General features: G+C 71.3%; 18 protein-coding genes. 6 read left to right on the top strand and 12 right to left on the bottom strand.

Annotated features, from left to right (window positions below; all coding sequences use genetic code 11):
• Positions 1-148: 148 nt before the first annotated feature.
• From moaA to ACIQWX_RS10175, 3 genes are all read left to right on the top strand, one after another.
• Positions 149-1,156: a GTP 3',8-cyclase MoaA gene (gene moaA / locus ACIQWX_RS10185; RefSeq protein WP_400867898.1), complete on the top strand. Its 1,008-nt coding sequence runs from the start codon at positions 149-151 to the stop codon at positions 1,154-1,156.
• A gap of 1 nt (position 1,157) precedes the next feature.
• The gene (locus ACIQWX_RS10180; protein WP_400867896.1) at positions 1,158-1,418 is read left to right on the top strand and encodes a MoaD/ThiS family protein; all 261 of its coding nucleotides are present in this window, start codon (positions 1,158-1,160) and stop codon (positions 1,416-1,418) included.
• A 1,152-nt stretch (positions 1,419-2,570) separates the two neighbouring features.
• Positions 2,571-3,203: a transglycosylase family protein gene (locus ACIQWX_RS10175; RefSeq protein WP_400867894.1), complete on the top strand. Its 633-nt coding sequence runs from the start codon at positions 2,571-2,573 to the stop codon at positions 3,201-3,203.
• A 288-nt stretch (positions 3,204-3,491) separates the two neighbouring features.
• On the opposite strand, the gene ACIQWX_RS10170 is transcribed toward ACIQWX_RS10175, so the two are convergent.
• Positions 3,492-3,947, bottom strand: coding sequence for a MarR family winged helix-turn-helix transcriptional regulator (locus tag ACIQWX_RS10170; protein WP_400867892.1), 456 nt, complete (start codon positions 3,945-3,947; stop codon positions 3,492-3,494).
• Positions 3,948-3,998: 51 nt separating this feature from the next.
• Between ACIQWX_RS10170 and ACIQWX_RS10165 the strand changes: the two genes are divergently transcribed.
• Positions 3,999-4,442 (top strand): nitroreductase family deazaflavin-dependent oxidoreductase, encoded by a 444-nt coding sequence (locus ACIQWX_RS10165; RefSeq protein WP_400867890.1) that lies wholly within the window; start codon positions 3,999-4,001, stop codon positions 4,440-4,442.
• On the opposite strand, the gene ACIQWX_RS10160 is transcribed toward ACIQWX_RS10165, so the two are convergent.
• The 5 genes from ACIQWX_RS10160 to ACIQWX_RS10140 all read right to left on the bottom strand — a co-directional run bounded on the left by ACIQWX_RS10160 (position 4,429) and on the right by ACIQWX_RS10140 (position 9,525).
• Positions 4,429-5,349, bottom strand: coding sequence for a molybdenum cofactor biosynthesis protein MoaE (locus ACIQWX_RS10160; RefSeq protein WP_400867888.1), 921 nt, complete (start codon positions 5,347-5,349; stop codon positions 4,429-4,431). The genes ACIQWX_RS10165 and ACIQWX_RS10160 overlap by 14 nt on opposite strands.
• On the bottom strand, positions 5,346-5,816 hold the full coding sequence (gene moaC / locus ACIQWX_RS10155) for a cyclic pyranopterin monophosphate synthase MoaC (RefSeq protein WP_400867886.1): 471 nt from the start codon (positions 5,814-5,816) through the stop codon (positions 5,346-5,348). The genes ACIQWX_RS10160 and moaC overlap by 4 nt, the downstream gene beginning before the upstream one ends.
• Positions 5,817-6,250: 434 nt before the next feature.
• Positions 6,251-7,750, bottom strand: a complete 1,500-nt coding sequence (locus ACIQWX_RS10150; protein ID WP_400867884.1) for an alpha/beta hydrolase — start codon at positions 7,748-7,750, stop codon at positions 6,251-6,253.
• 98 nt (positions 7,751-7,848) lie between these two features.
• Positions 7,849-9,240, bottom strand: a complete 1,392-nt coding sequence (locus ACIQWX_RS10145; RefSeq protein WP_372670265.1) for an NAD-dependent malic enzyme — start codon at positions 9,238-9,240, stop codon at positions 7,849-7,851.
• A gap of 105 nt (positions 9,241-9,345) precedes the next feature.
• Entirely contained in the window at positions 9,346-9,525 is a 180-nt protein-coding gene (locus ACIQWX_RS10140) for a hypothetical protein (protein ID WP_400867882.1), read from the bottom strand.
• A gap of 91 nt (positions 9,526-9,616) precedes the next feature.
• On the opposite strand from ACIQWX_RS10140, the gene ACIQWX_RS10135 reads away from it, so the two are divergent.
• Positions 9,617-11,854, top strand: a complete 2,238-nt coding sequence (locus ACIQWX_RS10135; RefSeq protein ID WP_400867880.1) for a helicase-associated domain-containing protein — start codon at positions 9,617-9,619, stop codon at positions 11,852-11,854.
• Here the strand turns inward: ACIQWX_RS10135 and ACIQWX_RS10130 are convergent.
• The 6 genes from ACIQWX_RS10130 to ACIQWX_RS10105 all read right to left on the bottom strand — a co-directional run bounded on the left by ACIQWX_RS10130 (position 11,851) and on the right by ACIQWX_RS10105 (position 18,575).
• Positions 11,851-12,729: a DUF742 domain-containing protein gene (locus ACIQWX_RS10130; protein ID WP_400867878.1), complete on the bottom strand. Its 879-nt coding sequence runs from the start codon at positions 12,727-12,729 to the stop codon at positions 11,851-11,853. The genes ACIQWX_RS10135 and ACIQWX_RS10130 overlap by 4 nt on opposite strands.
• 6 nt (positions 12,730-12,735) lie before the next feature.
• Entirely contained in the window at positions 12,736-13,152 is a 417-nt protein-coding gene (locus tag ACIQWX_RS10125) for a roadblock/LC7 domain-containing protein (protein WP_091390236.1), read from the bottom strand.
• A 367-nt stretch (positions 13,153-13,519) separates the two neighbouring features.
• Entirely contained in the window at positions 13,520-14,128 is a 609-nt protein-coding gene (locus tag ACIQWX_RS10120) for an ATP/GTP-binding protein (RefSeq protein ID WP_086861435.1), read from the bottom strand.
• The gene (locus tag ACIQWX_RS10115; protein ID WP_400867875.1) at positions 14,109-14,888 is read right to left on the bottom strand and encodes a DUF742 domain-containing protein; all 780 of its coding nucleotides are present in this window, start codon (positions 14,886-14,888) and stop codon (positions 14,109-14,111) included. Before ACIQWX_RS10115 ends, ACIQWX_RS10120 begins: the two co-directional genes overlap by 20 nt.
• 25 nt (positions 14,889-14,913) lie before the next feature.
• A complete protein-coding gene (locus ACIQWX_RS10110; protein ID WP_086676266.1) occupies positions 14,914-15,375 on the bottom strand; it encodes a roadblock/LC7 domain-containing protein in 462 nt (153 codons plus the stop codon).
• Positions 15,376-15,395: 20 nt separating this feature from the next.
• Positions 15,396-18,575 carry a nitrate- and nitrite sensing domain-containing protein gene (locus ACIQWX_RS10105; RefSeq protein ID WP_400867873.1) on the bottom strand — a complete coding sequence of 1,060 codons (3,180 nt, stop codon included), beginning with the start codon at positions 18,573-18,575 and terminating at the stop codon, positions 15,396-15,398.
• A gap of 726 nt (positions 18,576-19,301) precedes the next feature.
• Between ACIQWX_RS10105 and ACIQWX_RS10100 the strand changes: the two genes are divergently transcribed.
• Positions 19,302-20,309 (top strand): ABC transporter substrate-binding protein, encoded by a 1,008-nt coding sequence (locus ACIQWX_RS10100; protein ID WP_400867871.1) that lies wholly within the window; start codon positions 19,302-19,304, stop codon positions 20,307-20,309.
• The last annotated feature ends 65 nt before the right edge of the window (positions 20,310-20,374 follow it).

The raw sequence follows: 20,374 nt of genomic DNA, 5'->3' as shown, positions 1-20,374 counted from the left end.
CCCTCGTTAGTTCGGCAACTGAACCACTCACTCGACAAAGGATCCTACTTGGGAAGACGAGATCGCGTGTTCCGGAGCTACGCTGTGCGTAATGACAGCAGTGGATCTCGGGTTTCCTCGCGTCCCCGGTACACGAGGGTCATCTCGCGTGCCCAGGCCCGAGAACCCGCACCTCATCGACACCTTCGGCCGGGTGGCCACCGATCTGCGGGTTTCCCTGACGGATCGGTGCAACCTGCGCTGCACCTACTGCATGCCCGCGGAGGGCCTCGACTGGATGCCGGGCGAGCAGGTGCTGACCGACGACGAGCTGGTCCGGCTGGTGCGGATCGCCGTCGAGCACCTCGGCGTCACCGACATCCGGCTCACCGGCGGCGAACCGCTGCTGCGGCGGGGCCTCGAGGACATCGTCGGGCGGATCACGGCGTTGTCGCCCCGGCCCCGGTTGTCCATGACCACCAACGGGATCGGGCTGGCCGGGCGCGCGGCGGGCCTCGCCGAGGCCGGGCTGAACCGGATCAACGTCTCGCTCGACACCATCGACGCGGAGACCTTCAAGACGATCACGCGGCGCGACCGGCTCTCGCACGTGCTGGCCGGCATGGCGGCCGCGCGCGACGCCGGGATGTCGCCGGTGAAGGTCAACGCGGTGCTCATGCGGGGCGTCAACGAGACCGAAGCCGTGCCGCTGCTGAAGTTCTGCCTCGCCGAGGGCTACCACCTGCGGTTCATCGAGCAGATGCCGCTGGACGCCCAGCACGGCTGGAACCGCGGCGAGATGATCACCGCCGCGGAGATCCTTGCGATGCTTTCGACCTCGTTCGAGCTGACGCCGGCCTCCGAGGCGCGGGGCGGGGCGCCCGCCGAGCGCTGGCTGGTCGACGGCGGCCCGGGCGACGTCGGCGTGATCGCCTCGGTGACCCGCCCGTTCTGCGCGGCGTGCGAGCGAACGCGCCTGACGGCGGACGGCGCGGTGCGGTCGTGCTTGTTCAGCAACGACGAGACGGACTTGCGCTCCCTCGCGCGCGCGGGCGCGCGCGATGAAGAGATTGCGGACGCGTGGCGGGCAACGATGTGGGGCAAGCTCGCGGGACACGAGATCAACGACGCCGGATTCGCCCAGCCGATCCGGCCGATGAGCGCGATCGGCGGCTGAGATGTCGACTTTGACCATCGTGGTGCGGTACTTCGCGTCAGCGCGAGCCGCGGCGGGGGAAGAAGAGGAGAAGGTCCAGCTGCCGGCGGGCGCTTCGGTGGGCGACGCGGTGACGGAGTTGCGGCGGCTCCACCCGGTGGGGTTGCCGCGGGTGCTGGACGCTGCGAGTTACCTGCTGGACGGGATTGCGGTGCGGGATCTCGGGCGTGAGCTGCGGGATGGCGCCGAGTTGGACGTCTTGCCGCCCTTCGCGGGCGGCTGAGTCCCGGCTTCGACACCTGTTGGGCTGCAGCCCTGCCGACTTGCCCAGCTGAGGCGCCGGAAAGCAGACCCCACCCATCCCGGGGGACGAGCCCCGCTTCAGCGTATCGGCCAGGTCTGTCGAAAAGGCCGAAAAACGAGGGTGGCGGCCCGGATCATCCACATCACGGTCGGCCTGTGGACACTTCGGCGGCCTCGCTCCGTCCTGCCGGACTGCGGGACCCTGCTGAGCCGCCAAGCCCCTACCGAGCTAACCGACCTTGCCGAGGCTGCCCGGCCCCGCCAAGCCGCCGGGCCTCTACCGGGCTCTGCCCGGGCCGCCACCCCCTGCCGAACTGTCGGCGTGTCGCCCGCGCTCGCCCGGCCGCCGCGTCCGCACGTGACTTCGTCCTTCCTATAAACAGGCGACCGCTCGCGCGGCGCCGCCGACCGCTCGGCGAACCTCCTTCCGGCCTCGGCGTGGCGTGTCACCAATTCCGGCTGTTCGCGAGAAGCTGATCGCGCCCTGCCGCCAAGCCTTTCGGTGACACGTTTCGCCTGGTCCGTCGCGGTGCGTTGCCTCCACCAGGCCTCCGCACGGTGGCGCACGGTTCCGGGAGTGGCGCAAAACCCCACGAACAGGTGGGACTGTTGTGACTCAAGGGGCACATGAGGCAGACTTGTCAAGTCTGGCGTGGTCCGGCGAGCAGTCATAAGATGCGCGCTTCAATCGCCGCCTGGACGTCGCGAATGGTCCATTCGCTGCGCAAAACACGTGATGCAAGCCTCACGATCCGTGTTTTATCTCGGCAAGGAAACGACCAGATAACGGCCAGCTGACCTGCGCAAACACCCGCATCGACAGGGGTTGCGTGCTGTTACTGTGACGTAGGTCACGCCCCGAATAATTTCCGATCACGGCCATCGTTACGTACCGTCGCTTTTCGGTTGGCCCCGACCAACCAGCACGACCGGGAATCCGTAGCGCCTAGCCCTGTCCAACGGATCCCCGGACCCATACCCCGAGCGAAAGCATTTCCGGACAGGGACGAGGGGACGACGAAGACGCGCCGTGCGTCGGACTCGCCCGCCGGTCTGAGACGGCCGGCGCCAGGACCCCGATCCTGACCCTCACCACAGGTTCGTAGGCGCTGGGAAACCGAGAAGCATCCAAATGTCTTACCGAGGCAAGCACCGCAAGATGTCCGCTGCCACCCGCACCGTCGCTCGCGTCGCCATCGCGGGCATCGCGGTCGGCGCGCCCCTCGCCATCGCCGCGACCCCCGCGTCGGCGACCAACTGGGACGCCATCGCGCAGTGCGAGAGCAGCGGCAACTGGAACACCAACACCGGCAACGGCTACTACGGCGGCCTGCAGTTCTCGCAGAGCACGTGGAAGGCCTACGGCGGCACCGGCAGCGCGGCGAACGCTTCCCGCGAGCAGCAGATCGCCGTGGCCGAGCGCGTCCTGCAGGGTCAGGGCATCGGCGCGTGGCCGGTCTGTGGCAAGAAGGGCGGCGGCTCGTCGGCCCCCAAGGCCACCCACAAGACCACCACGAAGCAGTCGACCACGCCGAAGAAGACCACGGTCGCCCCGAAGAAGGCGGCCCCGGTGGCCCCCGCGGCGACCGGCGTGGCGAGCTCCAACCCGGCCGGTGACTACACCGTCGTGGCGGGCGACACGCTGTCCAAGATCGCCAAGCAGTTCAACGTCCAGGGCGGCTACCAGAAGCTGCAGGACCTGAACGCGAAGTACATCCCGAACGCGGACCTGATCCTCGTCGGCCAGAAGATCGCCACCAAGTGACGATCTCGCGCAGCGATGCGTAAGTCCGGCCTCGAGCCGCGACTGTCAAGCCCTCCACCGCCAATCCCCCGGGCGGTGGAGGGCTCGCTGCGTTCTCGACGGCGGCTCCGAGACATCGGGCTCGCCGTGACGCGCGAGTGACCGCTGCTGGCTTGCTGCCGGCGGGTCTCTGCGCCCTTCGCCGCGCGGAAGCCACCTGAGCTGGGCCTGCTTCGCACGAGCGAGCGGGTTGCGAACCGGCTGCGCGACCTCAGCCGGCGCCAGGCCAGTCGGCTGCCTGAACGGCCGTCAGAGCCCGCGGATCCGCTCCGCCTCCCTCAGCTGCATCTCCTCGCCCCGCCGCAGCACCTCCACGACCACCGCCAGCTGCTCGGCCGCGTAGTCCTCCAGGATCGCCCTCCCCGCGCGCTCGATCGGGGCGTAGATCTCCCCCAGCAGCCTCGCCGCCTCCGGAGTCAGCTCCACCACCGCCCGGCGGCGGTCCTCCGTGGCCGTGCGACGCGTCAGGTGTCCCGCGTGCGTCAACCGCTGGATCGCCGTTGTCGTCGCCGCGGGGCTCAGCCGGGCCTGCGTTGCCAGCTCGCCCGCCGTCAACGTCTCCGCCGCCGCGACCAGGCCGATGATGCGCAGGTCCGTCCGGTTCACCCCGAACGCTGCCGCCGCGGCTTCGTCGACCACGTCGCTCGCCGCGCCCGAGGCCGCCGCCGCCCGCGTTGCCTCCGTGACCAGAGATTGCTTCGACACTCGAAAGAGTCTACCGTGACCACGAATACTTCGATAATCGAAAGGATTGTGGTGACGCCTCAAGCCCTGCCTCGCTGGCTCCGCCCGGCCAACCGGTTCGTCCGCCTGCTGACCCGCCTGGGCCTGCGGCTCGGCACGATCCACGTCCTGACCGTCTCCGGCCGCAAGTCCGGCGCGCCGCGGCCCACCCCCGTCTCGCCGCTGACCGTCGACGGCCGGCGCTACGTGATCGCCGGGCTTCCCCACGGCGATTGGGCGCGCAACGTCCGCGCCGCCGGCCGTGGCGAGCTAGCCCACGGGCGCCGGAAACAAGCCGTGACGCTCGAAGAGGTCGGCGACCACGACGTCCGCGCGCGGGTCATGCGCGCCTTCCCGCGCGAGGTGCCGCACGGGGTGCCGATGTTCGTCAAGCTCGGCCTCGTCACCGAGGCCGACCCCGACGAGTTCGCCGCGGCCGCCGACCGCGTCGCCGTCTTCCGGGTCACGGCGAGTTGACCCACTCGTCCGTGCCGTCGGTGAAGTGCTGGTGCTTCCAGATCGGGAGCCGCGCCTTCACCTCGTCCACCAGGTCCGAGCACGCCGAGAACGCCTGGCCGCGGTGCTCGGCCGCCACCGCGCACGCCAGCGCCACGTCGCCGATCGCCAGGTGACCGACGCGGTGGCTCACGGCCACCGCGCGCACGCCTGCCCAGCGGGTCGACAAATCGGCAACGACCTCCGCGATCACGTCACCCGCGCTGGGGTGACCCTCGTACGTCAGGTCGCGGACGCCCTTGCCGCCGTCGTGGTCGCGGACCACGCCGGCGAACGTCACCACCGCGCCCGCCGCGTCGTCCTCGACGAGCCGCGCGTGCTCCTCGACCGACAGCAGGTCCTCGGTCACCAGAGCGCGCGCGACGCGCACGTCCGGCGTCTGCGCCGCGGGCCGCGGGTGGTCGCCCCCGGCCAGCTGGTCGACGGCGTGGTCCAGGATGCCGTCCAGCACGCCCAGGCCGTCCTTCACGCCGCCGCTGGAGCCCGGGAGGTTCACGACCAGGGTCCGGCCCGCCACGCCCGCGACGCCGCGCGAGAGCACCGCCGTCGGCACCTTGGGCAGCCCGGCCGCGCGGATCGCGTCCGCGACGCCCGGCAGCTCGTGGTCGAGGACGGCGCGCGTGACGTCCGGGGTGCGGTCGGTCGGCGAGATGCCGGTGCCGCCGGTGGTGAGCACGACAGCGACACCGTCGGCCAGGGCGGCCCGCAGCGCGACGCCCACGGGACCGCCGTCCTCGACGACGACCGGCGCCGGCACGTCGTACCCGCGCCCGGCCAGCCAGGCGACGATCACCGGGCCGGTCTTGTCCTCGTAGACGCCCTTCGCAGCGCGGTTGGACGCCACGATGACGCGTGCGGTGCGCTTCACGGCCGCTCCCAGGTCCCGGTCTTGCCGCCGTCCTTGCGGAGCAGGCGGACGTCGTCGAGCGTCGCCGCCGGGTCGACGGCCTTGATCATGTCGTGCAGGGTCAGCCCGGCCACTGCGACGGCGGTCAGCGCTTCCATCTCGACGCCGGTGACGTCGGTGGTCTTCGCCGTCGCGCGGATGCCGACTTCGGTCTCGCCGAGGGTGAACTCGACCTTGACCCCGGAGAGCGCGATCTGGTGGCACAGCGGGATGAGGTCGGGGACGCGCTTGGCGCCCATGATCCCGGCGATGCGCGCGGTGGCGAGGGCATCGCCCTTGGGGAGGCCGTCGGTGGCGAGGAGCCGGAGAACCTCGGCGGTGGTCCGCACGGTCCCGGCGGCGAGCGCGGTGCGCGCGGTGGCGGTCTTGCCGGAGACATCGACCATCCGGGCGGCGCCGGTTTCGTCGACGTGGCTGAGTTCACTCACAAGCCGAGGCTACTTCCGGGCGCGGACGGTGCGGCGGTGGGCACCGGGTGGGTGGGCTCGGCCGCGCACGCCAGGCTGGCGCCTTGCCGGAGACCGCGAGCATCCAGACCGCGCCGGTCGACGCCACCGCACACGCCAGGCCTCAGCTCCGGGGGCTCGGAAAGTGACCAGCCCGAAGCATCGCCTCGTAGGTCGCGCCCTCTCGTCGACGCGGCACCGGCCGGCCCGGTCTCGTCGCGCACGCCAAGTCGCCCCGCGCGAGGCGGCCGCCTCTCGGGGAGCGCCGGCCATCAGGCGGTGGAGATGCCCGCCTCACCACGGCCGCCGTGGGAGCAGCGAGCGGGTCATCGTCAACGGTGATGACCGCGGGACCGGCGGGGCAGTGGCCCGGCTGGAGAACGGCTCAGAACGGCCGAACCGGCAACCGGGCACTCTCACCTGCCAAAGCCACCTCCGAGCACACGCATCGCCGCACTGGGCGCCGGCTGGGCCGGCTCCGCCGCGCATGCCAAATCTCGTGCCGGGCGGACCCCGGTGGCCAAGAAAGCGGTTGCCGCGTTGTTCGTGCACGTGTTTGTGCCGAAGAAGTACGTTCCGTGGCCGCCCTGGTCGGCCGTCACCAGACGGGCTCGGTTGCCGAGTGCCTGGCGTAGCCGCAACGCTCCCGTCAACGGCGTTGCCGGGTCTCGCAGGTTCTGAACCATCAGCACGTTCGATGGGCCTCGGTCGCTGATCCGCACTGGGGGCTCCACCGGCTCCGATGGCCAGTACGCGCATGCCCAGACGTTGGCCGCCGCCGCTCCGAACATCGGGTGGCGCACCCTGTCGATCGCCACGTTCTTCTGGTACCTCCACACCGACTCCGGCCAGTCGGCGTCGCCGCACACCACGTACAGCTGGCTCGACAGCAGGTTCTCCACGTTCGGGATCGAACCGCCCGGGGGTGGGGGGATCGGCTGGCCGGTGTCCAATGCGTGCCACGCCGTGGCCAAGTACGGCAGCGTCGCGTTGTAGTACAGCATTCCGAACGTCACCTGGCGGAACAGCTTTCCGTCGATGCCTTGCGAATTCGGCTGCGCGTCCAGGCGAGCGGCGAGGTCGAAGTACTTCGCCTTCACCGCGGCCGGGGTCGTGCCAAGGCCGTACTCGGGGTGGGCCGCCGCGAACGCCGCGAAGTCCGGGAACCGGTCCTCGAAGCCGCGGGCCAGCAACCGCGAACCCTCGACGTCCAGGCCGCTCGGCCCCGTGTTGCTGTCCAGCAGGATGCGATCACTGCGCTGCGGGAACAGCGTCGTGTACACCGCGCCCAGGTACGAACCGTACGAAACCCCGTAGTACGACAGCTTCGGCTCGCCCAGCGCCACGCGGATGCGGTCCATGTCGCGGGCCGTGTTCGCCGTCGTGACGTACGGCAGCATCGACGCCGTCCGCGAAGTGCCGCACTGGTGCGCGATGCCCTTCACGTACTCGGCGCGCGCCTTGACGTCGGCCGGGTTCGACGCGTACGGCGGCACGTTGCTCGTCTGCTGCGCCGGCGCCAGGTCGCACGTCACCGGTGTGCTGTGGCCGACGCCGCGCGGGTCGAACCCGATCACGTCGTACGTGTCCAGCACGCTCTGCGGCCACCCGAGCAGCTTCAGCTGCGCCGGCAGGTCAAGGCCCGGGCCTCCGGGCCCGCCCGGGTTGGTCAGCAGGATCCCGCGCCGCGCGGCCGGGTTCGTGCTCTTCAGCCGCGAGATCGCGACCTCGATCCGCGTGCCGTCCGGTTTCCGGTAGTCCAGCGGCACTTCGAGCGTCGAGCACTCGAGGCCCGGCGCGGTGACGTCCGCCGGGCACGCGCCCCACGTCACCGCACCAGGCGCGGCCTGGGCCACTCCCGGCACCACCGATGCCACCACGACGGCCACCGCCGCGACCAGCAAAGTCCTCCGCATTCGGCTTCCCCCCAAACGTGTCGGGCTTCAGCCTAGGACGCCGGCGGACCCCGGTCGTCCGTCGAAAGAACGATTCCGGGGTCCTCCGAACCGATGACTCAGCCTTGCTCGGCGCGCACGGCCTTCCGCACGGCCTCGGCGACCGCCGGCGCCACCGCGCTGTCGAACACGCTCGGCACGATGAACGACGCGTTGAGCTTCCCGTTGTCGACGACGTCGGCGATCGCGTCGGCCGCCGCGAGCAGCATCGAGTCGTCGATGTTGTGCGCGTGCGCGTCCAGGAGGCCGCGGAAGACGCCCGGGAACGCCAGGACGTTGTTGATCTGGTTCGGGAAGTCGCTGCGGCCGGTCGCGACGACGGCGGCGTGCTTCTGCGCTTCCAGCGGGTCGATCTCCGGGTCCGGGTTGGCCAGCGCGAAGACGACGGCGTCCTTGTTCATCGTGGCGACCTGCTCGGCGCCGAACAGGTTGGGCGCCGAGACGCCGATGAAGACGTCCGCGCCGTTCAGCGCCTCGTGCAGGGTGCCGCTGACCTGCTCCTTGTTCGTGTGCGACGCGATCCAGGTCAGGTTGTCGTCGAGGTTGCCGCGCGCGGAGTGGACGACGCCGTCGATGTCCGCGGCGACGATGTCGCCCGGGTTCTTGTGCAGCAGCAGGCGGATGATCGCCGAACCCGCCGCGCCGACGCCGCTGACCACGATCTTGCAGTCCTCGATGTTCTTCCCGACCACGCGCAGGGCGTTGCGCAGCGCGGCGACGACGACGATCGCGGTGCCGTGCTGGTCGTCGTGGAACACCGGGATGTCCAGCTGCTCGCGAAGGCGCTTCTCGATCTCGAAGCAGCGCGGCGCGGCGATGTCCTCGAGGTTGATGCCCGCGTACACCGGCGCGAGCGCCTTCGCGATCAGGATGATCTCTTCGGTGTCCTGGGTGTCCAGGCAGACCGGCCACGCGTCGACGTCGGCGAACTTCTTGAACAGCGCCGCCTTGCCCTCCATCACCGGCAGCGCGGCGGCCGGGCCGATGTTGCCGAGGCCGAGCACGGCGGAGCCGTCGGTGAGCACCGCGACCGTGTTGCGCTTGATGGTCAGCCGGCGCGCGTCCTCGGGGTTGTTCGCGATCGCCTGGCAGACGCGGGCGACACCCGGGGTGTAGGCGCGGGAGAGGTCGTCACGGTTGCGGAGCGCGACCTTGGGCGTGACCTCGATCTTGCCGCCGAGGTGGATCAGGAACGTCCGGTCGGAGACCTTGCGGACCTTGACGCCGGGCAGCGAGTCGAGCGTCTGCGTGATGTCGTTCGCGTGGTTCTCCGACAGCGCGTTGGCGCTGATGTCGACCACGATCGAGTCGGAGTGGGACTCCACGACGTCGAACGCGGTCAGGACGCCGCCGACGCGCCCGACGGCGGTGGTGAGGTCACCCGCCGCGCTGGACGAGGCCGGGGCCTCGACCCGGACGGTGATCGAGTATCCGGGACCGGGAACCGGCATGGCACTTACCCCCGCATGGGAAAGGTCGGGCAGGACGGGAGCGAACCTACTCCCGTGACCGCCCTCACGAGGGCCCGATACCGGTACTGACCAGTAACTATGCGATCAGCGGTTGATCTCGGTCTCCGGGTGCACGTAGGGCACCGAGTCGAGCGGGAACGTGACGTCACCGAACGGCGACAGCGAGCCCTGGCGGTCGGACGCGAGCTCCGTCACGGGGTGCTCGCCGGCTTCGCCCGGCCAGGTCGGGTCGATACCGTTGTTCTTCTTCTCACCCTTGGCCACAACGTCCTCCACAGCCGTGATCGCTCTCTACGAAAGACAGTCTGCCTGAGCCACGGCGGCTCGGCGCAACCGCCCGGTATCCTGGCCTTCTATGCCCGCGACCTCCTTGGCGGACTGGCTGCGCGCGGAGTCCGACACCGCACTCGAAGAGCTGCTTCGCACGCGACGCGACCTCTCCACGCCGCCACCCTCCGACAGCACGGTGCTGGCCACCCGCGCCGGCACGCCCGGCTCGGTCGCGCGCGCCTGCGAAGACCTCGACACGGTCACCATCGCCGTGCTCGAAGCGTGCCTGCTGGCCGGCGCGGACCGCGACCCGGTGCCCGTCGCCGAGGTCACCGGCCTCGTCGGCGCCGACGTCACCGCGCCGCTGGCCCGGCTGCGCGCGCGGGCGCTCGCCTGGGGCCCGGACGACGCCCTGCGCGTGCCGCCCGCGGTCCGGGAGGCGCTCGGGCCGTTCCCGGCCGGGCTGGGCACGTCGGCGCCGTCGCTGGCCGGCGAAGACCTCGGCGCGCGGCTCGCGGAGCTGTCCGACGACGAGCGCGCCGTCCTGAACGCCCTCGCCGCCGGCCCGCCCATCGGCCGCACCCGCGACGCCGGGCTCGACCTGACGCTCGACAAAGCCGAGACGCCGGTGCAGAAGCTGCTGGCGCGCGGGCTGCTGCTGCGGCGCGACGACCAGACCGTCGAGCTGCCGCGCGAGCTCGGCATCGCGGTGCGCGGGAGCGTCTTCGCGCCGGGCGCGCTCACCGAACCCGAGCTGCCGGTCCATCCCCATCAGACGTCCACTTTGGACGCGGCCGCGGCCGGCGAGGCGATGGAGTTCCTGCGCCACACCGAATCCCTGCTGCGCTCGTGGTCCGCGGCGCCGCCGCCGGTGCTCAAGTCGGGCGGCCTCGGCGTGCGCGAGCTGAAGAAGCTGGCCAAGGACCTCGAGATCGACGAGACGCAGGCGGTGCTGCTCGCCGAGCTGGCCGTCGGCGCCGGGCTGGTCGCCGACAGCGAGTCCACCGTGCCCGAATGGGTCCCGACGACGCTGACCGACTCGTGGCTCGCGTCGCCGACCGCCCAGCGCTGGATGACGCTCGCGCAGGCGTGGCTCGAGCTGCCGCGGCTGCCCGGGATGGCCGGCGGCCGCGACGCCAAGGACAAGCCGATCGCGCCGCTGTCGGAGGACCTGCGCCGCCCGCTGGCCCCGGTCACGCGCCGGCGGGTGCTGGCCGCACTGGCGGACCTGCCCGAGGGCGCCGGCGTGAAGAGCGTCGACGAGCTCGTCGCGGTGCTGGCCTGGCGGGCCCCGCGGCGGGGCGGCCGGCTGCGGGACGAGACCGTCCGCTGGACGATGTCCGAGGCGTCCGCGCTGGGGATCGTCGGGCTCGGCGGCCTCACGACGGCGACGCGCGCGCTGCTGGCCGACGACCGGCCGGGAGCCGTCGAAGCGATCCTGGACGCGCTGCCCGCGCCGGTGGACCACGTGCTGCTGCAGGCCGACCTGACGGTCGTCGCGCCCGGCCCGCTGGAGCCGGAGCTGGCGGCGGAAATCTCCGCCGTCGCGGACGTCGAATCGGCCGGGCACGCGACGGTCTACCGGATCACCGAGGCCTCCGTGCGGCGGGCGCTGGACACCGGGCGCACCGCCGACGAGCTGCACGCCTTGTTCAAGAAGAAGTCCGCGACGCCGGTCCCGCAGGGGCTGAGCTACCTGGTCGACGACGTCGCCCGCCGGCACGGCCGGTTGCGCGGCGGCGCGGCGGCGTCGTTCCTGCGGTGCGACGACGAGGCCCTGCTGGCGGAGGTGCTGGCCAACCCGGTCGCGGCGGAGCACGACCTGCGCCTGATCGCGCCGACGGTCGTGGTCAGCCCGGACCCGCTGCACGAGGTCCTCGCCGGGCTGCGCGCCGCTGGGTTCGCCCCGGCGGCCGAGGGTCCGGACGGCCGCGTCGTCGACATCCGCCCCGGCGGGCGCCGGCTGCCGGCCAAGGCGCGCGGACCCAAGCGCAGCCCGGGCGAGCAGGCGGTGCTGACGCCGGACCAGGCGACGCGGATCGTCTCCAACCTGCGCGCGGGCGACGCGGCGTCGGCGCGACGGCGGGGATCGGCGGTGCGGGCTCCGGTGGGCGGCGGCGCGGACACGTCGGCGACGCTGGAGCTGCTGTCGCGGGCGACGCTGGAACGCCGTGAGGTCTGGATCGGCTTCGTCGACGCGAAGGGGACGGCCAGCCAGCGCGTGGTCCGGCCGGTGCGGGTCGGCGGCGGGATCCTCGAAGGCGACAACAACGAGCGGTACTCGCTGCACCGCATCACGTCCGCGGCGCTGGTCGAGGACTAGAGCGCCCGCAGGCCGGCCAGGACGCGCTCCATGAACTCGCGGGACGAGCGGTCCCCGAGGATCAGCTCCGTCTGGTGGATCAGCACCAGCCCGATGTCGGACATGTCGCCCACCAGCACCTTCACCACGCCCAGCGGCAGCCGCAGGTGCGCCGCGATCTCGGCCACCGAGCGCGTGTCCAGGCACAGGTCGCAGATGCGGCGGTGCTCGACCGACCGCACGCCGCGGTACCGGCGGCCGTCGTCGGACGTCGAGACCAGGGCCTCCAGGGCCAGGTTGTGGTCGGACCTCGTGCGGCCGCCCGTCCGCGTGTACGGGCGCACGCGCGAACCCGCCGGGGCGACGGGCGCCGCGACGCGGGCCGGTTCCTCCCACGGCTCGGGCTGCGGGATCCAGCGGGTCTCCGGGTCCGGCGGGGGCGTCCAGCCGGTGCGCGGGTCGATCGGCGGGGCCCACGACGGCGGGGGCGCCGCCTGGGTTCTGGACACCGGGGGTCTCGGTGCGGGCGGCCGGGGCGCCGGCGGGGCCGGTGGCCGCGGCGGAGCGGGCGGCCGGGCGCCGCGCGGAGGCGTCCACGCCGGCTCGAGCGGCGGGGGCTCCGGCTCGTACCGCTCCTCGTCCTGCCACTCCGGCTCGCCGGGCTCGTAACCGTCGTCGTAGCCGTCTTCGGGCGACGGCGAACCCCACTCGCGGGTGTCCTCGTCGGTGTAGCCCTGCGGGTCCGGTTGCGGCCGCGCCGGCTTGCGCTTGGGCATGATCATCGACAGCGTCGACATGTCGAACTTGCTGGGCGAATCGAAACCCTCGCGCTCGGTGCCGCGGTGCAGCGCGTCCCAGCCGCTGGAGTCCGGATCGTCGAATCCCGAAATCCTCATCGTGTCCTACCCACGCACGCCGCCCTGCAGCTGGGCGCGCAGCTCGGGGGTGATCTGCTGGCCCACGCGCTCGACGAGCAGCGTCATCTCGTACGCGACCGTGCCGATGTCGCACGTCGGCGCGGCCAGCACCGCCAGCGACGAACCGTCCGAAACGGACATCAGGAACAGGTAGCCGCGTTCCATCTCCACCACGGTCTGGTTGACCCCGCCCGCCTCGAAGCAGCGCGCGGCGCCGAACGTCAGGCTGATCAGCCCGGACGCGACCGCGGACAGCTGCTCGGCGCGCTCCTGGGGCAGCCCTTCCGACGGCGCCAGGAGCAGGCCGTCCGCGGACACCAGAACGGCGTGCGCGGCGCCGGGTACCCGGCGCACGAAGTCCGTGATGAGCCAGCCGAACGAACCCTGGCCGGAAGCCGTCACTACTGCCCCTCCTTGCTCCTGCGGCGCCGCGCGCCGCACTCCGGAGTGGCCGGCACGGCCCACGCTCAAGCGTATGCGCCCCGCCGGAAGTGTCGAGTCGACCACCGGCCGGCCGCTGCGCACCCTACGTGTGCGCCCGGGCGCGCTCCGCGCCGGCCCGGTCCGGACGGCGCGGGCGGAGCTCACCCCGCGAGCCACCACGGCAGGCTGTCCGCGCAGGTCAGACCGGCGGACGCCGGACCGAGCCGTCACCGGTACCGGACAGCGGCGGCCGTTCCGTCCTCCGGACGGCGGCAAGGCTCCCCGAAGTGGGTGAAGCCCGTGGAGTTCACCCCAACGGCCGCATCCCGTCCGGCCAGCCATACCGTCAGCCCGCGCGCAGCGCCGAATCGTGCGCGATCGCGTGCTGGACGACGGAGATCAGCACCTGCTTGGCGGAGTCGCGCTCACGCGCGTCGCACGCCATGATCGGGACCGACGGCGCGATGGTGAGCGCGTGCCGCACGTCCTCGATCTGGTGGTGCAGGAGCCGGTCGAAGCAGTTGATCGCCACGACGTAGGGCAGCTTCCGGTTCTCGAAGAAGTCGATCGAGGGGAACGCGTCGGCGAGCCGCCGCGTGTCCACCAGCACGACCGCCCCGATGGCACCGACCGCGAGGTCGTCCCACATGAACCAGAACCGGTGCTGACCCGGCGTACCGAAGACGTACAGCACCAGGTCCGAGTCCAGCGAGATGCGCCCGAAGTCCATCGCCACGGTGGTGGTGGTCTTGTTGGGCGTGGCCGAGGTGTCGTCGTGCCCGACGCTCGCCTCGGTCATCATGGCCTCGGTGGTCAGCGGGTCGATCTCGGAGATCGCCCCGACCAGCGTTGTCTTCCCCGAACCGAACCCGCCTGCGACCACGATCTTGGCCGACGAGGTCGGACCCGTCACCTGCGGCGCGTTCGCGTCGGAGTCAAATTCTCCGAAGCCCACTGAGCACCCTTTCCATGAACTCGATACTCGGGCGGTCGCCCACGGTCGGGCTGCTGGAGTGCACCAGCACCAGCCCGAGGCCCGCCACGTCACCAATCAACACCCGCACCACGCCGAGCGGCAGCCGCAGCAGCGCCGCCACTTCGGCCACCGACCGGGTGTCGAGGCACAGGTCGCAGATCGACCGGTGCTCGGGCACCCGGACCCGGTCGAGCATCCGGCCCTGTTCGCTGGTCGAGATCAGCGCCTCGATCGCCAGGTCGAGCGTCGCCTTCGTCCGGCCCCGGGTCCGGAAGTACGGCCGGACCAGTCCGGACGTCTCCATCTCCGTCGGCGCCGGCGCGTCGACGTACTCCTGGTGGGCCTGCTGCGGCAGCGCCGCCGCGAGCTCACCGGAGTCCGGGCCCGACGAGAAGTCGCGCTCGGTGCTGTACGCGGCGAAGTCCCGCGCGTCGTACAGCGGCCCGCTCGACCCGCCGAACAGCTCCGCACCCGGTCCGCCCAGCAGCCGGTCGCGGTACTCACCGGTCCCGGCGATCGGCCGGATCGGCTCCTGACCGGCATTGCTGTCGGTCAGCCAGTTCGGCGGTTCCCGCACGGGGTCGCTGTCGGAGGCCTGCACCCGGCGCGACCGCCACTCGCGGTCGACCCGGTCCCGGAACGACTGCCAGTCCTCGCGGCCGTCGTCCGAGTGCTCGGACCACCCGCCGGAGAAGTCGTCACCGAGCCGGCCATCGCCCCTCAAGCGCCCGTCGTCCACGGCTCTCTCCTCGGTTCCCGGGTCCTCAGCGGCGGATCGCCGCACCCTGCAGTTGCGCCCGCATCTCCGGAGTCAGCTGCTGGCCGACCCGCTCCACCAGCAGGGTCATCTCGTAGACGACCAAGCCGATGTCACTCTCCGGCGAACCGAGGACCGCCAGGCACGAACCGTCGGAAACCGACATGAGGAAGAGGAAGCCGTTCGCCATTTCGACGACCGTCTGCGCGACCGTCCCGCCTTCGAACACCTTGGCCGCACCGCGCGCGAGGCTGGTGAGCCCCGACGCCACCGCGGCCAGCTGGTCCGCCCGGTCCTTCGGCAAGCCACGCGAAGCCGCCAGGAGCAGGCCGTCGGCCGACACCACGACCGCATGGGCCGCGCCGGGCACCCGGTGCACGAAATCCGTGATCAGCCAAGCGAAGCTGCCGGCATTGTTCGCCTTGGCATGCGCTTGGCCGTTCGGCTGCGCGGAGCCACCCGGCTGCATTGCACCCGCCCGTGTCACTTTCACTCCTCACTGCTGTCTGTGGTGTTGCCACGCCCCGGAACCCTGCTGCTTTCCAGCTGTTCTTCGCCCGGGAGTTCCTTCAACGCATGCCGTCCCGAGGTGTAGCCCCGCTGGAAGCTTGCCATCCGGCTCCGCGCCGCGGACGCCGAGCGGGTGATCGCACCCGTTCCGGGCATCCCCGCGGTGTTGTCCGCGAAGCTGTTCTGCGCCGGCGCTTCGGCCGAAGGACTGTTGATCGACCCCGGGACCAGGTACTGGTTCGGGACGCGCTTGGGCAGCCCGGCCGGGGTGATCTCCTCGTTCTTGGACTCCAGCAGCGACTGCGCCGCCTGCCAGCCGTCGTCGGAGGCGCTGTGCCAGCCGTCGTCGGCGGGGAGGAGCGGGTGCCGGGTCGCGGCCGTCGGCAGCAGCTCGTCGACCGGCTCCTGGCGCTCCTGGCGTTCCTGGCGCTCCGGACGCTCCTGGCGCCGGGCGGCCACCGGTTCGGCCACCGGCTCGTCGGAACCGGTGAGGGGCGGCAGGTTCGGGTCTTCACCCTCGCTCCGCGGCTGCACCGGGTCGGCAGCCGAGTCGTCGCCCTCACTGAACCAGCGTGACAGCACCGACTGGTAGATGGGCAGCCGCCGGGTGGGTACATCGTCCTCGAGGGCCGACGACCCGACCTCCGCCGCGGGCGGCGGTGGGGGTGGCGGCTGCTCCTCCGGCGGGACGTACTTCGGCTCCCGCTTCGGCAGGACCAGCGGCGCGAACTGCGTGTCACCGGCCCGCGAGCTGGCGCCGTCGCCGTTCGGCTGCGGGGTCAGCGGCGCGAGGTCCTCGGCGGTCGGCCAGGCCGGCGTCTCGGGCTTCGGCAGCTCGGGCGACAGGAACGGGCCCGCCGCGCGGCCGCCGCTGACCAGGTCGTCCAGGCTGATCGGCTGGTCGAGCGGGACCAGACCCCCCTGGTTCGCCACCGGCTCGGGAGCAGGCGGACGCGGTGGGGGCGGCGGTGCCGAGGGCGGCACCGGCGTGTGCGTCTGGGTCTGGTCGAAGTCCGAGCGCGCGGCCGGGATCGGGATGCTCGGCATCGACATCGACGTCTCGGACCGGTTCGCCGGCGGCGGGGTCTGCCGTGCCATGCCCGGGCGCAGCGGCGTGAGCAGCTCGGCCGGGACGACGACGCGGGCGATCACGCCACCCTCGATGTCCTCGTTCTCGCGCAGCCGGACCTCGATGCCGTGGCGCTTGGCCAGGCGCGAGACCACGTACAGACCCATCCGGCGGGTCACCGACACGTCCAGGTCCGGCGGCTCGGCCAGGCGCGCGTTGACCTCGGCCAGGCGCTCCTCGCTCATCCCGACACCGTGGTCGGTGACCTGGATGGCGAGCGCCTTCCGGCGGGTCACCACGGCCCGCACGATGACCTTCGTCTCCGGCTCGGAGAAGTAGGTCGCGTTGTCGAGCAGCTCGGCGAGGACGTGCACGAGGTCGTGGATCGCGAGGCCCTGGACCGCGACGTCGGGCACGATGCCGACCTCGATCCGGGCGTACTGCTCGATCTCGGACACCGCGGCGCCGATGACGTCGGCGGCGGGCACCGGCTTGGGCACGGACTTCGCCAGGCCGGCGCCGGAGAGCACCAGCAGGGACTCACCGTTGCGCCGCAGCCGCGTGGCCAGGTGGTCGAGCTCGAACAGGCTGGCCAAGTGGTCCGGGTCCTGCTCGTCGGCCTCGAGCCGGTCGATGACGCCGAGCTGGCGTTCCACCAGCCGCTGCGACCGCCGCGAGAGGTTCACGAAGATGCCGTTGACGTTCTCGCGCAGGAGGGCCTGCTCGGCGGCCATCTTGACGGCTTGTTCGTGGACGATGTCGAACGACCGCGCGACCTCGCCGATCTCGTCGCGGGAGGTGACGGGCACCGGCTGGACGGCCTTCTTGGAGGCGCCGACCGGGTCCGGGTCGTCCAGGATCGCCTGCACGGTTTCCGGCAGCCGGGTGTAGGCGACGTCCAGCGCGCTCTTCCGCAGCACCCGCAGCGGGCGCAGCATCAGGCGGGCGACGACCAGCATCAGCGCGATCGCGGCGGCCAGCGCGGCGAGCACGACGGCACCGCCGACCCAGGCCGAGTTGACCGCCGCCGTGGCGAGGTCGTCGGCGCGGGTCTTGAGCTGGGCCAGCAGGTTCGACTCGACCGCGTGCAGCTTGTCCGCCGAGACGGTGCTGTCCTTGCCGAGCGCCGTCGTGTCGATGTTCGGCGCCTCGCCCAGCTGGGCGAAGGAGAACGCCGCGGTCTGGATCCGGCGGCGGTCGTCGACCTCCGGGCCGGAGTAGGTGTCGTTGTAGAGCTGGCGCTGGTCGTCGTCGGCGTTCGCGAGGAAGGCCTGGACCGAGGCGTCCGCGCTGGAGGCCGACGCGCGCGTCTGGTCCAGCAGGTCGCCCGGGAAGTTGCCGCGGAACGCGGCGATCTGCAGCTCGGCGTCGGAGCGGGTGGTGAACTCCTTGGCCTCGCTGATCGCCTGCGTGCTCGTGCCCAGCCGCAGCACGTCCCGGTCGGTGACCGCGGTGGTCACCTCGCGGCCGAGCTCGATGAGCGAGTCGAGGATGCCCGAGTAGGCGGTCATCACCGTGATGTCGGGCAGGCCGCTCGAGGTGTTGAACGCCGCCCGCAGCGGGCGCAGGGCGTCGAGGCGCTGGAGACCGCGCGTGTAGCGGTCCTTGGTCGCCTGGTCGTCGTAGTTCAGCGTCGCCGCCGCCGACCGGAGGTTCGTCACCTCCCGGTCGACCTTGGCGATCTGCGCGTCCAGCCCGGTCTGCAGCAGCTGCTTGTTCGACGAGATCCGCGCGACGGCCAGCGAGCGTTCGTTCTGCAGCTCGTGGACCACCGTGGTGACCTTGACGGCGAAGGCGACCTGGTCGGCCGTCCGCTGGAACTCGGCCGCTTCCTGGGCGTCGTCGACCACGCGCAACGTGCCCAGCACGAGCGCGGTCAGCGTCGGGATCAGGAGGATCGCGGCGAGCTTCGAGCGCAGCCGCCAGTCGCGCATGCCGGAGAACAGCCCGGCCTTCCGGCCCGGAGCATCTCCGGGCGACTGCGCAGGGGTCCCTCCCACCCCCGCGGCGTCTTCGTTCGGCACCGCCGCACCACCATCATCGTTCGTGCTCGTGAAACCCTGCTCGGTCCAGCGCCCGCCAGGGCGCATCGCGTTCTCCTCAGCCACTCGTCAGCACGCTCCCGGCGTTCCGGCTCGGTGGCCGATCGGCAGGAACCAGCGCGAGACGCTACCCGTAAGGGTGAAAAGATCGTCTTCAGTGTCGGCTTTGGGGGTTCCTGAACCCCGTCCGGCCGGACGGAATCGGTTCAGCTCGAGCATCACGGTCGGGTCCCTGCGCTGGTCTGCATCGGTCTGTTTGGTCGGTTCAGTCCACCGGCACGGCGGCTGAGCACGGCCAGGCAGTGGTCTCTGCGGGGGAGAATCTCTCAGGAAAAGCACAGTGAGCCCTGGTAAACCGAAGCTTGTCTTGATCGGCCATCCAGGCACTCTCTCTCACTACATCGGAGGTTGATACCTCCCCGCAGGTGCAGAGGGTAGCGAACGGCCGGAGAAGATGTAACCCTCCTGACGCTTAGTGCCCGATGTTGCACAGCGTTCGCTCAGCTGGCCCACAGCTGGTCATCCTGTATTCAAGATCTTGGCTTTACGCTGGGTGAATGACTACGGCGAGTGGAGCAGTGGGTCTAGACCAGAGGCCGAAAGAGTGATGTGCGCCACCCTCTCGGGTATTGATCCCACCCGTTGTGAGCGAGCTGTCACCGCCTCTACAGTGGCCCGCGGGCTCTCCCGAGAATGAGTCACGTACTTCCCCGGGATTCGGTCCACCAACCGTCAATTTTTTCACCCAAGGAGCAGGCCTTGCTTGGAAACGCCATGAGCAGTGGCCGGGTACGCACTCGCCGCGCCGCGCTCGGGCTCGCCCTCACCGTCGCAGCCGCCACGGCCCTCACCGGCTGCAGCGCGCTCGGCTCGGACGACTCGAGCAGCACGTCGACCGGGGGCGGCCTGGAGAAGTCGAAGATCAAGGTCTCGATCTTGCCGACCACCGACCTGGCGCCGTTCTGGCTCGCCCAGGACGGCGGCTACTTCAAGGCCGAGGGCCTCGACGTCGAGTCGGTCGTCGCCGCCAGCGGCCAGGCTTCGATGACCAAGGCGATCTCCGGGGAAGCGGACATCGCGCTGTCGACGTACATCCCGTTCTTCGTCGCCAAGAGCACCGGCGCCGCGGACGTGCAGCTGGTCGCCGACGCCACCTCGGTCAACGCCAAGAGCAACGCGATCGTGACAGTGCCGAACTCCACGGTGAAGACGGTCAACGACCTCGCCGGCAAGCGGATCGCGATCACGGCGAAGAACACCGCGTCCGACATCCTGACGAAGTCCGTCATGAAGGACCACGGCGTCGACTTCAACAGCGTCAACTGGGTGACGATGCAGCTGCCGAACATGGCCGCGGCATTGCAGCAGGGCCAGGTGGACGCGGCCTACATGCCGGAACCGCAGCTCTCCCAGGCGGCGAAGATCGCGGGCGCGACCCCGGTCATCGACGTCAACACCGGCGCCAGCCAGGACTTCCCGCTGACCGGCTACGGCGCGGCGACGAAGTGGGTGCAGGCGAACCCGAAGACCCTCGCGGCCTTCCAGCGCGCCATGAAGAAGGCCACCCTCGACGCGATCAACGACCGCTCGAAGGTCGAGCCGCTGCTGGTCAAGTACGCGAAGATCGACGAGGACACGGCCAAGCTGCTGACGCTGCCCGGCTACGGCTCCACCCTCGACGCCCGGCGCATCCAGCGGGTCCCCGACCTGCTGCTGCAGATGGGCGTCATCACCAGCAAGGTCGACGCCGCGGCGATGATCGCCCCGCAGGTGACCAGCTGAGAACCTGCTCCACCTGCGGCCGGCGCGACGCCGGCCGCAGGTCCGCGCCCCGCGGCCGGTAGCGC

The organism is Amycolatopsis sp. NPDC098790 (genome assembly GCF_044759945.1).
Lineage (GTDB): Bacteria > Actinomycetota > Actinomycetes > Mycobacteriales > Pseudonocardiaceae > Amycolatopsis.
The sequence above is the reverse complement of the archived record's forward strand: the minus strand, read 5'-3'. Positions and strand labels throughout refer to the sequence as shown.